Source organism: Yeguia hominis (assembly GCF_014384705.1).
Taxonomy (GTDB): Bacteria; Bacillota; Clostridia; order Oscillospirales; family Acutalibacteraceae; genus Yeguia; species Yeguia hominis.
The window spans coordinates 128,471-146,375 of the sequence record NZ_JACRSN010000007.1; the positions used below are offsets into that span (position 1 = coordinate 128,471).

Here is a 17,905-nt window from a genome sequence, read left to right on the forward strand (position 1 = left end):
AGACTACCGGCTGGGTAGATTATTTGTAAAGGGCGCCAAGCCGTTCACAAATAAGCAAGTCTGCTGCTTTTTCACTTCCTGCTCCATAAGCATCCCAAAGCGCGGGACGGAAAATCCGATTAGATGGGATATTGTGCATGGAAACCGGAATACGCAGCATAGAGGATAGTGTAATCAGCAGATCTCCAATATGGCCATAGGAAAGAACGGAATGATTAGAACCCCATGCATTCATAACAGAGTATGTATCGGTGAATTCCGGAGATATACTATTACAGATGGGCTCAAACCAGGTTGAAGGCCATGTGGGATCGGTGCGATTTAGAAGAATACGATCTATTTCTTCCGGTAGCACAACAGTGTAACCTTCAGCAATTTGTAATACTGGTCCAATCCCGTGTACAATATTTAGACGGCTCATAGTGACAGGCATTTTGGATTTTGTAGAGAACCCACTGGACCATCCCCCTCCAAAAAATTGATTCAGCATGCCGGGATACCAAGAAGTAGCCTGCAGGCAAGCGTTAACTTCTTCCGGGGAAGTCTCCCAGAACGGCTTAATGGCTCCATTACCTGCAGCGTCTTTACAAGCGCCGCATCCTTCTAAAGCGGCTGATCCGGAATTAAGCAAATGGATTACCCCGGTTGGGATAAGTGCCGAAACGTCTTTCCCGGTTGCCTTTTTGATAGATTCAGGGTTCCAGTAAGTACGGATGTCACAGAAAATTTGCGGACAGTATGTTGTGCAGTATCCCCAAAGCATAGCAATAGCATTCATGCAATCATTTTCTGTAGATACAAGAAACGGTGCACGCTGTCCATCCCAGTCAAACCCAGAATTTAATATAGCTTCCATGAAATCTGCATTGACATGGAAATCAGTCCATGCACGTTGCCCCTGGAATCCGGAGCAGATAGCGCCATATCCTCTGGCTTCCTCTTCATATCCAAGTTTGCTAAGACGAGGGTTTCCGTTCATCATATCTTTCATAATCAAAGCCATCTGAATGGATTCGTCCCAATCTGCTTCTTTTTCGGCAGCGGATTTTTGTGCTGTTGATGGGTTGAAATCTTTCCCGATTTGCAAATGCTTTTTCACCCATTTCTTCGCGCGCTGGAACTCGTCAGGGTCATAGATCTTCTTTTGGATTCTTCGCTCCATTTCAGACATATCAACATAGGAAGTTCGCATGCCTAAATAATGCCGGAGAAAGTCGGAATCAACAATACTGCTTGCGATTCCCATAGACATTGTGCCAAGTGAGAGATAGGTGCGATTCCGAATTAAGCCTACAGTGAGCACACAGCGTGCAAACCGTAAAATTTTTTCTTGAACGTCAAGTGGAATAGGCTCTGAAGCGTCGAGCTGGACATCTTTTCCGTAGATGCTGAACAGCGGAAGGCCATATAGATTTCCAGATGATTTTGTTGCAGCAAGGTATACCGCACCTGGCCGCTCTGTACTATTTAATCCCCAGATCGCTTGTGGAATTTGCGAATCAAATTCAAGGGTTTCAAACGGATAACACCATCCACAGGCGACGGTCAAAATACCGCCGACACAGTTGTTAGAAAAAAAATGAGTGCACTCCTGTGCTTCCGTTACATTACTGATACAAACCGGATTTATTACGCATTCTACCGGTGTTCCATCTGGATAACAAATAGAGCTGGAAATGAGATCTGCTGCTTGACAAGCCATTTTCATTGTTTGCTCATATATTGCATAATATACAGCTCTTCTGGGATCAATAACCGGACGAATCCCAATTTTAGGAAATTCTCCAAAACGTGCAAAGTTGTTTTTGTTCACAAATATCACTCCAATATCAATGTCTTTTGGTAAGCCGATATTATAATAATATAATTGTTTGGTTTTGTAAATGGTTTTATAAAATATTTTAAATTAAAAAGTAAAAATGAAGACGTTTTTAAGAATAACGTCTTCATTTTCTCAATTTTTAAAGAATTTCATATCGTTTTTGAATGTAATGCTTGACAACCGAGCTTCCGCAGGCGTGAATAACGTCGGTGGGATTGCTGCGCGAGTAAATCAAGTTTAAGTCATAAGATATATTTTCAAAAAGGTTTTCTCTGAGCGTAGTTTCAAAAATTTGCCGATAGGGTTCTATAACAGCCAACTTCCATCCGTCAAGAATAACAGTCGGAATCTCAAAAATTTTGACCATGTTTGCAACGGATATTGCAAGAGCACGGCTTGCTCGAGTAAGAACAATTTGTGCGTTTTGATCCCCCATGTCGCTTAATTGAGTAAGAGTCGAATACGCGTTTTCTGTTTGAATATGATTTCCAGTAAGTTTTTTGTATTGCAGTAGAATTGCATTCTCCCCTGCAATAGATTCCAGACATCCTCTTTTCCCACAATTGCAAAGATCGCCATCCATATTGATTGTGACATGTCCCAAAAATCCGGCGTTGCCTTTAATCCCGAGATAAGGTTCTCCTTTTTGCATGATGGCCATACCGATTCCGGTTCGATTTCCGATAAAGAGAAAATCTTCAGGCAAGTTCTGCTTAGTTTCATAAATAAGCTGTGCAACCATATTGATGTCGTTTTTGACATAAGTGGCAATTCCAAAGTGCTGTTCAAAAAATTCTTTTAAATTGATATTTTCCCAGCCTGAAATTCTTTCTAACTGGATGGATACTCCGCTGGTTTCATTAATTAGTCCAGGTATACTGATACAAATCCCAATATACTGATCTTTATTACAATCAAATCGGGCGATTAAACTATCGATTTTTTCAAACATACATTGCAGAATATCAGCGGGCAAAAGATTAGATGCAAGAAAAACGGTATTTTCCAATAATACTTCACACGAAAGATTTAGAATTCCAACCGTTAAGCGCGGATAGTCAAAATCAATTCCTATGGAATAATAAAGATCGTCTGTAAGTCCATAAAGATATGGGCTTCGACCACCTGTGGAACTTCTCGTTCCAATTTTATGTATAACTCCGTCTGCTATTAACCCTTTTATGATTTCAACAACAGTTGGCCGACTAAGTTTGGTTGTCCAGATAACATCTTCTTGTGTTAATGGTCTTCTGTTTGTAAAGCAGGAAACGACTTTTGCACGGTTTCCTTGAGAGGCCTGTATTGCCTTTTTTTTCATAAATAACCCTCCGGATTTTTTATTGAGCGAAATAGAAAATTGCAAATAAGCGGAAATAAAAAACTGTTTTTCAGAAATTGGAATAGTTATCAGTATACCATATTTTAGAAAAAAAAACACCCTTTTATTAATGGTTTTTTTAAATATTTTAAAAAACTATTGACAATAACAAATGCGTGTGATATAAATAACTCAAATAAATCGATTAGAAAAGTCATTTTTATGGTCGAGTTGTTTAATTATTGTTTTTGGGGGAATCAATGTGCGAAAACTTCGTTCCAAAGTATTGGAAGCAGATCTTTTTTTAATGTTGCCAGGAATTTTGGTAATTGTGTTTATCCAAATTGTTCCAACATTGTATGGGGTGTATCTCAGTCTGATCAATTATAAGGTTACAAAGCCCAATGCACCTGTCAAATTTGTTGGACTGAAAAATTACCTGAAAGTTTTGACAGAGGGGCAATTTACGAATGCTGTGAAAAACACATTGATTTTAGGAGTGGTGTGTGTAGCAGCTGAACTTCTGATCGGGTATGCATTTGCATTGTTATTAAATGTTCAGATAGAAAAGGCTAAATTTGCACCTGGTTCCCAATTGTTCCGCGGCCTTCTGTTTATGCCTTATATGTTGATGGGAGTTGTAACAGGAACCATTTGGAAACAGATGTATGACCCGACGTTTGGACTGTTTTCCTATGTGATGTCTTTTCTTGGGCTCAAAAATGTGAGTTGGCTGGCAGATCCAAATTTGGCGTTGTGGTCGGTCTGCCTAATCGATATTTGGTATTGTTCCCCGTTTATGATGTTGATTATTGCTTCCGGTATGCGCTCAATTGACACGTCCCTTTATGAGTCTGCAGAATTAGATGGTATTAAGTGGTGGCAAAAAATCTTCCATATCCAGATTCCGCTTTTGCGTCCAATTCTTTCGGTTGCTATTTCCATCCGTATGATGGATGTACTCCGAATTTTTGACCTAATCAAAGTATCGACTGGCGGCGGACCGGGCAACAAGACAGAATCGCTAAGTTTCTTTGTATATAACATCGCTTTTGAAGAATGCAATACAAGCGTAGGAGCAGCGGGGGCGGTTTTAGTTATGATTGTAATTATGGGATTTAGCCTGTTGATTACAAAGCTGTTTAATACTGCATCGGCGGAATAAGGAGGAGAACCACGTGGAAAATGTATTTGGAAACCGAAAATACTGGGCCAAAAAGGCCATTTATATTGTTGCTGTTACGGTAATCTCCGTTTTATATATTCTTCCGGTTATTTGGATGTCTCTTTCTTCTTTTAAACCAACAAAAGAAATTTTTCAGTCACCGCCTCGAATTATTCCAGATACGGTAACACTGGATCAATACATTAACGCCTTTCAAAGCAATAATGTTGGAAAGCATATTTTTACAACAGTTGTTATTGCAGTGTTTTCTATGGTGTTTTCTCTTTTGATTGGCAGCATGATGGCTTATCCATTAGCAAGAAAGACCAGAAAAGGATACGGTGCGATCATGGCGGTCGTTATCAGTGGAAGAATGATGCCAGCCGCTGCACTTTGCGTCCCAATGTACATGATTTTCCGTATGCTTGGTTTAATTGATACGCACATAGGGTTAATTGTTTGTTACACGACGTTCAATTTGCCGTTTAGTGTTTTTCTGATCCGTAGTTTTATTCGACAGGTCCCATATGAGATTGAGGAGTCCGGTAAGATTGATGGCTGTACAAAAACAGGAATTCTGTTTAGGTTACTCCTTCCTTTGATTGCCCCTGGTCTGGCAACGACTGCGATTTTCAGCTTTTTGTTAGCCTGGAATGATTTACTGTTTGCAATTATTCTTACCACAACGGAAAAAGTCCGAACACTTTCTGTTTTGGTTACATCTTACAATGCTTCCAGAGAGCGGTTGTACGGTGAAATGTATGCGGTAATGACGATTACATTGATCCCGGTAGTACTGCTGACTATTTTTGCACAGAAATATTTGGTGGAAGGATTAACGGCAGGATCCGTTAAGGGATAATTTTATGGTTGCATTTTAGGAGGAATGTTTCCTCTTAATAAAAATATCAAGAAAAAGGAGGATCGGGTGTCAACTGAACGGATGTCTGAAAATCAAACCCAAATTTAATAGGAGGTAAAAAATGAAAAAAGTTATTGCGTTTATGTTATGCCTGCTGATGCTTACAGGAGTACTGACAGCATGTAGCAGTTCAGAACCTGCAGGAACATCGGGTGAGTCTTCCGTTGTCTCTGCATCGGAAGGAACAAGCAGCGAGGATTCATCTGGTGAGACAACGGAAAATATAGATATCAGTGGGCAAAAAGTTATTGTCTGCACAGAGGCGGGCGAGGCTGCAGATGGGGCTTCTGCGCAGATCAATGCGTTCAAAGAAAAATTCAACTGTGATGTGGAATTGGTAGCAATCCCTGCTGATGTTTATAAAACAAAAATCCAGACGGATCTTGCAGCACAATCCGGGAGTTATGATGTAATTATCGCAACAATGGATTTTACGCTGCAGTTTAAGGATTCGGGGCTTTTAGAAAATCTGCTTGACTATGCGTCCAATCCAAGCCTTGCTGATCCGGATTATAATGTGGATGATTTTATTCCGGCCACAATCGCGTCTTATTATAACGAGGATAAGAGCTCTTTGATTGCCTATCCTTATAAGGCGGATTGCCAGATCATTTTCTATCGTAAGGATTTGATGGAGGATCCGGAAGAACAGGCAGCCTTTAAGGAGAAATACGGTTATGACCTTGCTCCTGCGACAAGCTGGCAGATGTATTTTGATATTGCAGAATTCTTTACCCGTCCAGACGAAGATTTTTATGGTACGGCGTTGATGATGAAACGAGGATGTGACCAGACAACCTGCAACTTCTTTACGCGGCTGCTGGGAACGGGACAGGGAATGTTTGAGGAAATCGGTGGTTTGTACAAGCCGATTATCAACAACGAAAATGGCGTCAAGGTGCTGCAGTCTTTCCGTGATGAACTTGTAAACTATGCGGTCACTGGTTCTGATAATTATGAATACTATGAAGCAAACTTGGCGTTTACAGATGGACGCTGCATGCAGGTCATCACCTGGCCGGGTGCATGGGCAAACGCGCAAAATGAAGAGGTTTCCTCGGTTGCTGGAAAAATTGGTGCCATTGCTTGCCCCGGATGGGAAGAAGGAGATAAAGGTGGTGCGATGATGGGAGGATGGACAATCGTTCTTCCTTCCGATGCGAAAAACAAGGAAGCGGCTTATAAATTTATTGAATTTGCTTCCAGTGCGGAAGGTGAAGCGCTGAAGGTTTCCTCTGGTTGCTTCCCGAGCCGTCAGTCTGTCCTTCACTCGGAGGATTCTCTGTATCCCGACTTTTTCCCGATCATGGCGGATGCACTGGCAAACAGTACACCTGCACCGGCATGGGCGGAATGGGGTGAACTCAAAACGATATTGGATGAAGCGGTGAGCTCAGCCGGTACTGGCGTTTTGGAACCTAAGGAAGCATTGGACGGGGTTGTTCAAGAATGGAATGATATCCTTTCTGACGCAGGACTTCTGTATGAAGAATAAAATTTAAAAAGGATCTGGCGTGAAAAGAGCGGTATGGATCCGCTCTTTTCTGCCTATCTGGGAGGTAAAATATAGTGGTAGGAATTTTCAAGGGAACCGGCCGAGAAGAAAATAGCCTCTTTTTTGCGTTATCAGATGGTACGATAGTTGGTGGAACAGGAATTACAGCAACAGAAAAGCTTTGGAATACGATTCCTGTACAGCGAGATGCTTTTTATGAAATAGAGTGGATTGACAAAGCGAAAAAAACACGTACTGAACAGCCGGATTTCTTTGTATCCGGAACGGAGATGCAAGCAGAAACTGGACCCTTCCGACTTGTACAAGGATTTTCAGCAGTGTCTGAAAACCGGATTCGTGTGGAGGTTCAGTGTGATGTTTTAGATACCAATATATTATTATCCAAAATGATGAGCGGAATCTACTTTTTTCCAGAGAAAAGAATTCAGCGGGCGTATGATTGTTTGGACTTTGCGTGGATACCCGCATTACATCACACGAAGGAAGATGTCTGCGGGCATCATTTCTTCCGGTCACCTGTTGTTTGCGTTGCCGCCAAAGGATATTATCTTGCAATCATTCCGGATTTGCATGAATTTCAAAAGGAGAATCAATTGCCGTATGCACTGGATCTGCGTTCTCTGGATGCGTCAATTGAAGGTCCGCGTCTTAGTTACGGTGTCTGTACTTGGGATCCAGTCCCACATGTTTATACAACGCATTCTCCCGAAAAGGCAGTCCCTCCTCCACACAAATTTTCCTTTTCCTATGACATCCTGATAGGGAATTACCACGAGACTAGAGAGGTTGTCGCAGCGATACAGCACTTTTTATGGGAAGAATACGGGAATAAATGGTTTTCTGACATTCGACCCCAGATACTGCCTTTTGAAGAATATGGAAAAAAATATACTTATGCACATGAATTGATGGATTCTATTGAGAGACGCACCTTAAATGGACTTTCTTGCGTGGGAATCAACAATCTTTCTAGGCGCGGTTCGAATTTTCATGCTTGGGAAAACGATCTTTTGATGGCATATGGGATGAAATATTATTCTCGCAAGTGGGGTGATTCCTCTCTGGAAAATATTGCAGATGGGATTCGGAACTTGCTTTTAATGTCACCTGAAAAACAGGGCGCATTCCCGTGCATTTATAATTTTGCAGAAAATCAATATGAAGGCTCTTTATTCTGGACTGCACGTGCTGTCGATCCGATCAAAGGCTTTGACACAGCTGCAATGAGCGTGACTTCTTGGTGGGGACTGTATTGGCATGAGGACTTAGAATCATCTTCAGCACTTGTTGAAAAAATTTCGAAATATTTAGATTTTCTGTGTGCTGTACAAGAGAAAAACGGTGCGATTCCGACATACTTCTATTCAGAGCTTACACCAGGAGAACAGCTGCGTTACAGTGCAACTACAGGTTTAAATGGTGCGGTTTTGGCCAAAGGCGCGCGGTTGTTTGCAAATACAGAATGGCAAAAGGCCGCAATTCGAGCAGGGTCTTTTGTTTTGGAAACGATTATACCCAATTTAGATTTCAGCGATTTTGAAGCATATTATTCCTGCAGCCCGAAACCACTGTATTTTATGGACAATGAAACAGGAATTAAACCGCATTGTAATCTTTCTATTCAGTGGTGCTGTGATCTTATGCTAGAGCTCTATCGCCTGACAGATGAAAAAAGATGGCTGGAAACCGGAGAATATTTGCTAAATATTATGTGCTTATATCAGCAGATCTGGAATCCTCCGTTCTATCCGGAGTATTTATACGGTGGATTTGGCGTGATGAATACAGATGGAGAATGGAACGATGGAAGGCAATCCAGATTTGCGGTTACTTTGGCAGAATATTTTGAAGAAACCCGCAATACGCAGTATTTGAAGAGGGCGGTTGCAGCCTGCAGAGCGTCTTTTGCTTTGATGGATATTCCGGAAAACCACAACAAAGGGATTAATGAGCTTGTCCTCGGAAAGCAGTATGAGAAACGAGATGCTGGATGCGGAAAAGCAATTCCTGGTGTGGGATATGCACCGGAAAATATCCATCATCCTGGATATGAATCAACAAAAGAAAAGAATCAATATACGTGCTGGACTGGAATGGGATGGAGTTCCGGGGGTGCTCTTAGCTGCAGTGCCTTTCTCGATTTTCACATAGGCTCCGTTTATCTAGATATTGAAAACAAAGAAGTTGTTGGAATAGATGGAATAAGCGGTAAGTTTATGTCAGATTCTGAAGTTTCTATTGTTTCGGCAGTCGACGCATCGGAGCGTTGGATTACAATGCGCACTTCTGGTCCTGCCAAACTATATATTAATGGACGAAAAGTATTTTTTGAAAAAGAACGGCAATATTGTGAAAAAGTTTTACTATGATGACAACTATTTGGTTATGATATAACGGTTTCATAGTTGTGATGAAGCCAAAATATTTGGGGGAATGAAAATGGTAGAAATTAATCTGTGCGGGAAGATAGCTCTTGTAACAGGCGCAACGGGACAATTGGGAAGAGTTATTGTGCGGACTTTAGCAAAAGCCGGCGCAGATATTGCTGTACATTATGGAACAAATCGTAATATGGCAGAACAACTTGTGAAAGAGATTCGGGAAATGGGGCAACGTGCAATTGCGGTGCAGGCGGATGTCACAGATGTTGCAAGTGTTATAGAGATGAAAAATGAAATTTGCAGTCTTTTGGGGAATCCAAATATTGTTATCAGCGGTGCAGTTGGATATAGCAAGCCGTGGGTAACTGTTTTGGAGCAGCCAATTGAAAGTTATATCACGCTTTTTAAAACTTGTGTTCTGCAAAGCGTCAATGTCGCTAAGGCCTTTTTACCTGCAATGATGGAAGCACATTGCGGTCGGTTTATCGGAATCAATACAGAGGGCGCAGCAGAAACCTCAGCGGAAGGATCGGCGTATTCTTCTGCAAAGCGTGGGATGAACGGCGTTTTTCGTGTATTGGCCAAAGAAGTTGCTGCTTATAATATTACGGTCAATGAAGTGGCGCCCGGTTGGACAATTTCTGATGTTACACGGCAAGAAGGGGAAGATGATGCAGAATATATTGCAAAAATCCCGATGGGTAGACGCGGGACAGATGAAGAAATTGCCAATGCCGTGCTGTTTCTTGCTTCGGATCTTGCAAGTTATATTACCGGAGTATATCTGCCGGTTTGCGGTGGAACTGTAATTCCGGGAATTTAAAATGGGAGAAAACAACAAAGGGTGTGATTGCTTGATTTATCGGATTCAGAATGATTTGCTCTCAGTGGAAATAGATTCTGTCGGTGCAGAATGGAAACGGGCGACAGATAGAAAAACGGGAGAAGAATATCTTTGGGGAGAAAAAATAGAGGCGTGGCAGTATTGTGCGCCAATTTTATTTCCTGTAATTGGAAGAATGAAATCGGATTCCTACTTTTGGAATGGAAAATGGTTTCATATGCAAAAGCACGGCTTCTGTATGGACCTGCCGTTTACAGTTTGCGAACAACAAGCACAAAAAATTACGTTTGTTTTAAAAGCCACTGCAGAGACGCTCAAGATTTATCCATTTCAATTTGAGCTTTTGGTCACGTACTCTTTGGAAGGGAGAAACCTACATACTTCTTTTCGTGTCGGAAACAATTCTGCTGATGAAATGTATTTTTCTTTGGGTACCCATCCTTCCTTTTCTTGTAAACCAGGAGATAAGCTTTATTTCCAGTATGCTGAAAATGTCAAGGCGTACCGAATGAATTCGGAATGCCTTCTGGATGGGCGTATGGATAAAGTATTTGATGGATCAAAAGAACTGGTTTTGAGTGATACACTTTTTAAAGACGGCGCGTTGATTTTTTCTGGCTTGCGGTCGCGTTTTGTGTCCCTAAAATCTGCCGATGATCGTTTGCGCGTGTGTGTAGAACTGAATACTCCTTATCTTGGAATTTGGTCTATCCCTGGGGAACATTATATTTGCATTGAACCTTGGTACGGAATTGATGATTTTACAACGCACAATGGAAAGTTGAAAGAAAAACGGGGAATATGTTGTATTGATCCGCAAAAGTTATTTACTTATACATATGCGGTGACTTTTGGCGAGTAAATAGTGTTGCCTTTAAAAAAGTCAATTTAAATTTTGATCACATTTTAAGAAGAATTATTCCGACTGACTATTAAAGCTTTAAACAGTATAGTAAAGGAGAATGTATATGGAAAAGAAAACACGGATTATTAGTAAAATGTATTCTGGAAAAAATTATCTATATTTTCAGATTATGAATGATCAAGATCACTGGATAACGATTGGTGGAACCGGAATTGTTACAAAACAAAACATATGGTTTGACGGATTAACTTTGGTCGACGGTTCCCCGCAGGTGGAATGGGACAATGGTACGGACGAACTGCAGACTGGAATTGTTTCTGCGGAACAGAGTGTTTGCCAAAATGATCAGGTCGACCTTTGTGGAGTATTGGATTGCCACCATGTACGACAATCTTTTTCTGTCAGAGCTCCTGGAAGAATTCATGTTGAGGTGTCGGATCAGATTGCCGAAGGGTATCCGAATCTTCGTCTCTCAAAATTAATGAGTAGTATTTATTTTTTCCCAGAAGAGAAAATTGCCCGAACCTATGATATCTTGGATTTTGCTTGGCTGCCGAATATTCATACATCTGAAATGCACGTGTGTGGAGATCATTTTTTCCGCAGCCCAATCGTAGCGGTGGCAGCCGGAGGATTTTATTTGGCAATTGTTCCAGATCTTGATATCATTCGAGAACATCGAACTATCCGGCAAGCAATGGATCTGCACTCTTTGGAGCGGATCATAGAGGCACCGAGCTTATCTTATGGAATTTGTCATTGGGAACCGCAGTGGCACACCTATACACGACATGAACCGCAGATGCTTCAAAAAGTTACCGTGCCGAATTTGGTCTATGGATTTGATGTCTTGCTTGGTACCTATAGCGAAATATCTGAGGTGTCACAAATTTTTACAGAGTATTTATGGAAACGGTATGGAGAACGATTTGTTGGAGACGTTCGCCCACAGGTATTGCCGTTTGAGGAATATGGGCGACGTTATACTTATCATTATGAGTTGCCAGACAGTATTGAATCGTTTGATGCAAATGGTAAAACATGCATTGGAATTTATAATGCGAATCGCAGAGGTGCAAATTTTCACGCGTGGGAAAATGATTTGGTTGTTGATTATGGAATTCGTCACTATGCAGAAAAATGGAATCATGCAGAATTACGTCGAATTTCAGATGGAATTGTAAATCTTTATAAATCGCTGCCAAGACAGAAGGGCGCGTTCCCTTGTATCTATAATTTTGATGAAAAACAATATGAAGGAACCTTGTTCTGGACTGCCCGCGCGACAGATCCAATCCATGGATATGATACAGCTGCAATGAGCACAAGCGTGTGGTGGAGTCTGAACTTTTATGAAGATTGTGATGAAGACCCGGAGCTTCTCGACCTTGCTGTACAATATGCAAAGTTCCTTCTTTCCATCCAAACAGAAAAAGGGGCAATACCAACATATTTATATCATGATTTGAAACCGGCTCGCCAATTGGCAGAGAGTGGAACAACAGCTTTGAATGCGGCAGTACTTGCACGAGTAGCGCGTCTTGTGCATTCGGAAAAAATGAAAAACGCCGCTATTTGTGCAGGAGAGTTTGTGTTCCATATGATGGTGGAAGATATGAAGTTTTTTGATTTTGAGACAATTTATTCCTGTAGTCCGCATCCGCTTTATGCAGTGGATTATTGGACAGGAATTAAACCGCAGTGTACATTGTCCATCTTATGGGGAGCGGATTTGTTTTTGGAGCTGTATCGGCTAACAGAAAATAATAGTTGGCTGCAGTATGGAGAGCATTTGCTTCGAATTTTATGTTTATATCAACAGGTATGGGATCCGTCATTTTTTCCAGAGTATCTTTTCGGGGGTTTCGGTTGCTTAAACACGGATGCTGAATGGAATGAGAACCGTCAGCAACGGATTGTTCCGACGTTAGTTAATTATTATCTTGCAACGGGGAAAAAAGAATTTATGGAACGTGCGGTTGCAGCTTGCCGTGCAGCGTTTGCTTTAATGGACATGAAAGAAAATCATGCAAATAAGATTAATAATCTGCACGGAGACCAGAATTTAAAAATCCTTTATGCGGCAAATGGTAAGGCAAAGCCCGGCCAGGGATATGCACCGGAGAATATCCATCATCATTTTGGTTCTGCACACACCTCTCAGGCAGATGAAGCGATGAAAAAGAAAGCGGCCGAGCGCGGGATTGATATGAAAGGTTTTGAAGCCGAATGGACGGGTATGACTTGGTCTTCCGGTGGAGCCCTCGCAGCGAGTGCTTATTTAGAGAAACATGTAGGGAATGTTTGTGTGGACTTGAGAAGTGCGTATGCATTTGGCATTGATGGTGTACAGGCAGAACTTATTTCTGCTGCAACTCCGGAAATTACTGTGCGTTCACAGTTGTCAAATCTTCCGTTGCCTTATTGCGAGCCTCAAAGGTTGATAATTCAAGTGCTTTCAGAGAAAAAGATTGGGAAATTAATTGTAAATGGTGCAGAAGCGGAGCCGTTGGAAAAAAATCGTTTCGCTTTTTCGATATAACGAAATGACGAATTTGCAATGTCGAAGCTCATGATCTATTCCAAATAGTTAAAGGAGTAAATATAAAGCGCAAATTGCAAGTGCAAATTGGACACATTCTGGTAGAAAGGGGTCCTAAAATCAGCCACGATTTTGGTTGAAGCGTTAGCTTCAATCAAAATTGTGGCTTTCGCAGCCGTTCAGGCTGCGTAGACGATATCCAGGAAAGCCTCAAACAGTTCCTCCGGCGTGCAGTATCCCAGATTCCTGCGGGGTAGACCGTTGAGCGCATCTGCGGCCCAGAGAATCTCCTCATCTGAGAAGTTCTCAATAGAGACTCCTTTGGGGACATATCGACGGAGCATACCGTTTTCCCGCTCGTTCTGTGCCCGTTCCTAGGATGTATAAGGGTGAGCAAAGTAAACCTTCGTCCCGAACTGTTCTGTTTGGGCAAAATCCGCAAACTCTGGCCCGTTATCCACGGTAATTGTCTTGAATATCTGGCTGAAAAACGGCTCTCCGAAGTCCTCACGGAGCTTTTGCATCGCCGCATTGACCGCCTCGCCGGTCCTTCCGGGAATGCGGATTGCAAGGTAGTGCTGTGTTTTCTTTTCCAGCAAAGTCAGAATAACCGCCTCCTTGCCATTGCGTTTTCCTACCACTGTATCACCTTCCCAGTGACCAACTTCCAGCCTGGACGATGCAATTTCAGGCCGCTCATCTATGGTTGTTCCGTATGCTTTTTTGCGCTTAGCAGTGCTTTTGTAACATTTTTTCCGTTTCAAAGCCTCGGGAAGTTCCAGCGGCTTCAATACCAGATTGCCTGCCCATATTTCATTGTACAAGGTCTTGGTGCTGACCATTTCCGTAGGCAGAAACAGCTTATGCTTGCGTGCGTAGCCTACACAGGCATCCAACGACCAGTTCTCCTGACGCACCTTGTTTACGACCCATTGAGCAAATGCGCTGCATTTACATATGCGGTGTGGCTTGTGGCTGTTTGCTCTGTGCGTTTGATATACAAGCATTCCGCGTTTTGCGGAGTAGCCGGGAATACGGCCCCTCCGGCCGGTTCTGGGCCGTGTGCCGCGCTTCAATTCGTTAGAAACGGTGGTGGGTGAACAGTTCAAATATCTGGCAATGGCCCGATTAGACTGCCCCAGCTTCTTCATCGCCTCAATTGCGCCCCGATCTTCTCTGGTCAAATGTTTTCCGGGCTTGCGTTCTGCTTTATTTGTGGTATACTGGGTGTGATCCATAGTGATTGCCTCCGGTGAATGGTGTTGGGAAACTTCATTCTACCATACGGAAAGTCACTATGGATTTCTTTTTCGTCAGATGTCCAACTTCATTTTACAACCGGCCATCAAATTTTACTCTTAGAATACTACAGGATTTTAAGTACAAAGAAGGGAGAAGATGTAATCTTATGGTAACAGTATCTTTAGATGGAACTTGGGAATTAACATTTAGTAAGCATGGCATACCCGAAGAAAAGTGGGGAAGATGGATTGAAGCGCAGGTTCCAGGAGATGTGCATCTTGATCTGATGCGTGCAGGAATTATTCCGGAACCCCTAATTGAAGATAATACACAGAAGATGGAGTGGATAGAAGAGAAAGATTGGTGGTATCGCAAGACTTTTTATATCGGAAGTAATTTTAGACAAAAACGGACAGAACTGATTTTTGAGGGAATTGACTTAACAGCAGACATTTGGCTGAATGGAAAAAGACTTGGAAGCACCAATAATATGTTTCGAGAATTTCGTTTTGATGTAACGGAATGTTTAGAAGAAGGATATAACACGGTGGAGGTTCGGTTAAATGTTGGCCTTGCGGAGGCGGAAGATAAGCCAACGGAAAAGTTTGAACAATGTTGGAATACCTGGGATGTACGGCGTTTTTGGATGCGAAAGGCAACGCAATCATTTTTCTGGGATATCACGCCGCGCCTGCACACATGTGGACTTTGGCGCGGGGTGAGGATAGAAGCTTATGAGGAAGCTGTAATTCGCGATGTTTATCTTTCTCATACCTCCATTGATGATACGGCGGATGTAAAAGTATCTGTTGAGTTGGAAGGCTTTCAAAATGAGGCAGATCTTTTTGTTTCTGTAGAGTTAATGGATGCGTCGACATATAAAACGACCTGTATTCCGATTCCTAAACTAGAAAAGGGCTTACACACAGTGGAATTGACGCTGCATTTGGATTCGGTAACGTTTTGGTGGCCGAATGGTGTTGGAGATCCGCATCTTTACCAGGTGAAAGTGTTGCTTTATAAAGGCCAAAACAATATAGAAATTTCTTCAAAGTCTCTGCGGTATGGAATCCGAAAGATTGAGGTGGAGCAGAAAAAGCTAAATGATCGAGAGAGTACGTTTACCTTCCTTGTAAATGGAAAACGAGTCTATGCAAAAGGCGGAGATTGGGTTCCAGAGGACGCTATTTATGGAAGGATCACACCGGAAGTTACGTATAATCTTGTAAAACTTGCACATGATGGAAATTACAATATGCTTCGCGTTTGGGGTGGCGGCATTTATCCGAGTGATGCGTTTTTTGATGCATGTGATGAACTTGGAATTCTTGTTTGGCAAGATTTTATGTTTGCCTGTGGCTATTATCCTGATTTTGATTCTACGTTTTATTCTGAAGTGGAGCAGGAAGTGGCATATATTATTCGAAAATATCGAAACCATCCTTCAGTCGGGCTGTGGTGTGGGAATAATGAAAATATGCAGATGTTCGACGAAATGAAAATTCAGCACGGCGACACAGAACAGCATTATGGTCTTAAAATATATGATGAAATTATTCCAAATGCGCTGAAACAATTAGATCCGAATAATTTTTATTGGCCGAGCAGCCCATTCGGCGGTGAATATGCAAATACTAGTGAATGCGGGGATCAACATGTCTGGGATTATTCAATGGCATGGTTGTCAAATGGAACCAAACAACTAGATATTTGGGATTTTTCTCAAGAAAATCATAAATTTGTCAGCGAGTTTGGAATAGAAACTCCCCCAAACCTTTCTTCGGCAAGCAGATATATGGGGCGACTTCCGATTGATATGTCTTCGCATGAGTGGTATCATCATATGTGTTTTTATGCGATTGGTTTGATCCAGAATCTTCTTTTGAAATACTACAAGGATCAGGAAGTGACAGACCTTAAAGAATACACAATAGCGGGTCAGATGATCCAAGCAGAAGCAATAAAGGACATTTTGGATACCCTAAGAAGCCGAATGTATGTCTGCAGCGGAACGCTATATTGGCAATATAACGAAAGCTGGGGGCATACTGGGTATGCACCACTTGACTATTATGGAATCCCAAAAGCGAGTTATTACTATATGAAGCGTGCATTTGCTCCTGTCAATGCAGTTTTTGGAGATCGTTGGGGCCAAATCACCCTATACAACGATACCATAAGAACAATTCCGGTTTCTGTTACATTTGGTATTCAGACTTTTTCAGGAAAGATACTTTGGAGTAAAACAGAAACTTGTATTCTAGAGGGTTCAAGTCCGATTTCTATTGGTAAGCTTCCGGAAAGGGAATCTTTTAATACAAAGGAAACCTTTGCTTTTGTTGAAGTTTTTGAAGGAAAAAAGCTACTTGCAAGAAATCGAAAATTCCTTGCAGCTTTTAAAGAACTGAAAATTCCCAAAGAAGCAGTAAAAACAAAAATTTATCGGGTTTCAGATTGTGACTGGACAATTGAACTTACGGCAGATTATTTTACTTGGGATGTAACAATTATGCCGGAAGATTTCTTCACGGTAAGCGATAACGCTTTTGACCTTTGGCCAGGAGAAAAGAAACATGTTTATGTTCATACCAAGGATCCGGTTAAGCAATTCCATCCGGAAATTCTTTCTATAAATCATTATATTGGAGGAATGGCTCATGAGTGAAATCACAAAAGAACGGACACATACACTCCGAACAGAGCCGTTTGCAAGACTCTTCTTTTATCGAAAGAAAGAAGATTTTCAAGCGATTTTGTATCTTTTGATTTTGGTTAATTTGAATGCAGACCAGGCAGCAGATCTTCAGTGGAACGAGATAGACTTTGAGACAAAAAAGCTTACGGTGCATGGGAAGACTTTTATTCTGACACCTGATATTTGCGCGTTTTTTACTGAATTTCGCGCTCGAAAGCTTGCAGAGTTTTTTGAAAAAGGAATCTTGGATCGTTTTCGTTATGTTTGTTGTGATGAAAAAGGAAATAAATTTACAGAAGAAGAGATTTCTTCTGCATTTCAATCCTATTTAAAATTATTGGGGATTGAACCTTTGACGCCAGATGAAGTCCGAATGACTTTTCCAGAATATTTATACGAAAACGATATGGTTACAAAAGTAATCCGCATGTACTTGGAAAACTCTAGAATCAAATAATAGAGCCCATCCCATATTTTGTGTAAACCTCCACTGTGGTGTATAATAGAAGCACCACAGTGGAGGTTTTACAATGGCAAGAAAGAAACGCACCCCGGAAGAAAATGCCCGCAGGGAAAAGAGCAGAGAGCTGCTG

General features: G+C 41.7%; 13 protein-coding genes. 9 read left to right on the top strand and 4 right to left on the bottom strand.

All coding sequences use genetic code 11. The annotated features are described in order from the left end of the window. Window positions 1-19: 19 nt before the first annotated feature. A complete protein-coding gene (locus IAG03_RS06330) occupies window positions 20-1,813 on the bottom strand; it encodes an L-fucose isomerase (protein WP_249319176.1) in 1,794 nt (597 codons plus the stop codon). Between the two features lie 148 nt (window positions 1,814-1,961). After that, window positions 1,962-3,140 (bottom strand): ROK family protein, encoded by a 1,179-nt coding sequence (locus tag IAG03_RS06335; RefSeq protein WP_249319178.1) that lies wholly within the window; start codon window positions 3,138-3,140, stop codon window positions 1,962-1,964. Window positions 3,141-3,402: 262 nt separating this feature from the next. On the opposite strand from IAG03_RS06335, the gene IAG03_RS14410 reads away from it, so the two are divergent. From IAG03_RS14410 to IAG03_RS06370, 7 genes are all read left to right on the top strand, one after another. Next, a complete protein-coding gene (locus tag IAG03_RS14410; protein ID WP_249319184.1) occupies window positions 3,403-4,305 on the top strand; it encodes an ABC transporter permease subunit in 903 nt (300 codons plus the stop codon). A gap of 13 nt (window positions 4,306-4,318) precedes the next feature. Then, window positions 4,319-5,167, top strand: coding sequence for an ABC transporter permease subunit (locus IAG03_RS06345; protein WP_249319185.1), 849 nt, complete (start codon window positions 4,319-4,321; stop codon window positions 5,165-5,167). 121 nt (window positions 5,168-5,288) lie between these two features. Then, window positions 5,289-6,722 carry an extracellular solute-binding protein gene (locus IAG03_RS06350; RefSeq protein WP_249319188.1) on the top strand — a complete coding sequence of 478 codons (1,434 nt, stop codon included), beginning with the start codon at window positions 5,289-5,291 and terminating at the stop codon, window positions 6,720-6,722. Between the two features lie 74 nt (window positions 6,723-6,796). Continuing rightward, window positions 6,797-9,112, top strand: coding sequence for a hypothetical protein (locus IAG03_RS06355; RefSeq protein ID WP_249319190.1), 2,316 nt, complete (start codon window positions 6,797-6,799; stop codon window positions 9,110-9,112). A 64-nt stretch (window positions 9,113-9,176) separates the two neighbouring features. Continuing rightward, the gene (locus IAG03_RS06360) at window positions 9,177-9,947 is read left to right on the top strand and encodes an SDR family NAD(P)-dependent oxidoreductase (RefSeq protein WP_249319191.1); all 771 of its coding nucleotides are present in this window, start codon (window positions 9,177-9,179) and stop codon (window positions 9,945-9,947) included. 31 nt (window positions 9,948-9,978) lie between these two features. Next, window positions 9,979-10,830, top strand: a complete 852-nt coding sequence (locus IAG03_RS06365) for an aldose 1-epimerase family protein (RefSeq protein ID WP_249319193.1) — start codon at window positions 9,979-9,981, stop codon at window positions 10,828-10,830. A gap of 106 nt (window positions 10,831-10,936) precedes the next feature. Further along, window positions 10,937-13,375 carry a hypothetical protein gene (locus IAG03_RS06370; RefSeq protein WP_249319195.1) on the top strand — a complete coding sequence of 813 codons (2,439 nt, stop codon included), beginning with the start codon at window positions 10,937-10,939 and terminating at the stop codon, window positions 13,373-13,375. A gap of 179 nt (window positions 13,376-13,554) precedes the next feature. Here the strand turns inward: IAG03_RS06370 and IAG03_RS06375 are convergent, their stop codons facing one another. Beyond that, a complete protein-coding gene (locus IAG03_RS06375; protein ID WP_249319197.1) occupies window positions 13,555-13,719 on the bottom strand; it encodes a hypothetical protein in 165 nt (54 codons plus the stop codon). A 30-nt stretch (window positions 13,720-13,749) separates the two neighbouring features. Beyond that, entirely contained in the window at window positions 13,750-14,613 is an 864-nt protein-coding gene (locus tag IAG03_RS06380) for an IS30 family transposase (protein ID WP_283243032.1), read from the bottom strand. 170 nt (window positions 14,614-14,783) lie between these two features. Between IAG03_RS06380 and IAG03_RS06385 the strand changes: the two genes are divergently transcribed. Both IAG03_RS06385 and IAG03_RS06390 read left to right on the top strand, forming a co-directional pair. Next, entirely contained in the window at window positions 14,784-17,282 is a 2,499-nt protein-coding gene (locus IAG03_RS06385; protein WP_249319200.1) for a glycoside hydrolase family 2 protein, read from the top strand. Further along, window positions 17,275-17,769: a tyrosine-type recombinase/integrase gene (locus IAG03_RS06390; protein ID WP_249319202.1), complete on the top strand. Its 495-nt coding sequence runs from the start codon at window positions 17,275-17,277 to the stop codon at window positions 17,767-17,769. Before IAG03_RS06385 ends, IAG03_RS06390 begins: the two co-directional genes overlap by 8 nt. The last annotated feature ends 136 nt before the right edge of the window (window positions 17,770-17,905 follow it).

Excerpts from the sequence above, each read along its gene's own strand:
- IAG03_RS06335 (WP_249319178.1), bottom strand. The coding sequence starts at position 3,140 with ATGAAAAAAAAGGCAATACAGGCCTCTCAAGGAAACCGTGCAAAAGTC.
- IAG03_RS06350 (WP_249319188.1), top strand. The coding sequence starts at position 5,289 with ATGAAAAAAGTTATTGCGTTTATGTTATGCCTGCTGATGCTTACAGGA.
- IAG03_RS06360 (WP_249319191.1), top strand. The coding sequence starts at position 9,177 with ATGAAAATGGTAGAAATTAATCTGTGCGGGAAGATAGCTCTTGTAACA.
- IAG03_RS06370 (WP_249319195.1), top strand. The coding sequence starts at position 10,937 with ATGGAAAAGAAAACACGGATTATTAGTAAAATGTATTCTGGAAAAAAT.
- IAG03_RS06375 (WP_249319197.1), bottom strand. The coding sequence starts at position 13,719 with ATGCTCCGTCGATATGTCCCCAAAGGAGTCTCTATTGAGAACTTCTCA.
- IAG03_RS06380 (WP_283243032.1), bottom strand. The coding sequence starts at position 14,613 with ATGGATCACACCCAGTATACCACAAATAAAGCAGAACGCAAGCCCGGA.
- IAG03_RS06385 (WP_249319200.1), top strand. The coding sequence starts at position 14,784 with ATGGTAACAGTATCTTTAGATGGAACTTGGGAATTAACATTTAGTAAG.
- IAG03_RS06390 (WP_249319202.1), top strand. The coding sequence starts at position 17,275 with ATGAGTGAAATCACAAAAGAACGGACACATACACTCCGAACAGAGCCG.